The sequence below is a fragment of the Butyricicoccus sp. AF18-9LB genome (genome assembly GCF_027684505.1).
Lineage (GTDB): Bacteria > Bacillota > Clostridia > Oscillospirales > Butyricicoccaceae > Agathobaculum > Agathobaculum butyriciproducens.
In genome coordinates this window covers 1-1,267 of record NZ_JAQCWA010000059.1, presented here as the reverse complement: position 1 = coordinate 1,267, position 1,267 = coordinate 1, and the positions used below count along the sequence as shown (strand labels likewise).

General features: G+C 50.6%; 2 pseudogenes. Both read right to left on the bottom strand.

From position 1 onward, the window contains the following. Window positions 1-407: 407 nt before the first annotated feature. Window positions 408-1,046 (bottom strand): annotated as a pseudogene (locus PGY33_RS14270) (VirB6/TrbL-like conjugal transfer protein, CD1112 family); the annotation flags it as partial. A 69-nt stretch (window positions 1,047-1,115) separates the two neighbouring features. After that, a pseudogene (locus PGY33_RS14265) lies at window positions 1,116-1,202 on the bottom strand (Maff2 family mobile element protein); the annotation flags it as partial. Window positions 1,203-1,267: the final 65 nt, after the last annotated feature.

Sequence of the window (1,267 nt, the reverse complement as noted above, 5' to 3'; positions counted from 1 at the left end):
TTTAGGCAATCTCCAGTTAGACACTTTGGGAAAAGCGTATTATGATGTCGGTAGTGGGGTTTCGTCCTTTTCCGCTTACTGCGGCTGGCTGTCATAAGTATCGTGCGGTCTGTGTTTACCTGTCACATTCCGCTATGACATACGGCGAATACAACCATCCTGCGCCGCCGGGTCGAGTATCCCGCCTCGGACTGCCCTTAAAGCAGTTTAGCCTTGCTCCTCATTCACAATGTTGCGTCTTGCCGCTCAGTCGTGGGTAGATGGTTTCCCCAACTTGCGATTTTTCCGATACGCTGTTGTCCCCCTTGTGGTTTCCCTCCGGGGTAAATCGGATGACGCTAAAGTGACGCTTTTCACGTCTTTGATACTTTTCTTTACCGGCTTGCTAAAGCCGGGTTCCCAAAATGCCCGCACACCGCCTTTGGATGAAAAGCGGCGCTTCTGGACGCGCGGTAGATCTCGATCATACGGCCATAAATAACGATAAAGATACAGATATACAACGCCCACATGGTAATGCCAATAAAGAGGGATTGGAACCACAGTCCGAACAGCGGTCCCAAATCCATTTCCATCAGCCTCGGTTCCAGATCGGTCATAACTGAGGAAATGTCAATGGACGCATCCGAATTGATAATCCCTGCCGCCTGCGCCACCACGCTCTGCGCCATATCAAAGACGCCCATCACGATATTCCATGTGTTTGTGACAATGAGGATGGCGGCAGCTGATTTGAACACCCACTTGAAAATCATCCAGGTATCCACATCATGCAGGTTGTTCTTGTCTGCAATCATCTGGATCAGGTCTACGGTCATCACGATAGCCAGAATCACACCTGCAATCGGCACCATGATGGAGTTGGACAGATTCTCAATCATGCTGAAAATACTGCCATTCCATCCCTGTGGGGTCTGTCCTACCTGTACGGATATATCCGCGACCTGTTGGTTTACACTGTCAAACATCCCCGAAAGGTTGCTCATAATACCGCCCACCAGCATTTCTTTCAGCCAATTCGTCAGGGCTTCAAGTAAGAAATCCATACGGTGTCAACCTCCTTTCCGCCGCCCCCGCAAAGCTGCGGGAGCGGCAAGGATTTCATACGGAGACGCTTAGACAGAGAACAGCCCGGAGAGCAGAGGTACAAGGACCATGCCGACTACGGCTACACCAGCACCGGCCATGAGCTGTTTTATCCCCAATTAGGTGTAAAACTCTGCTCGATGGCGGGCGGCGGCGTACAAAAAATCTATATGGTGTTTTT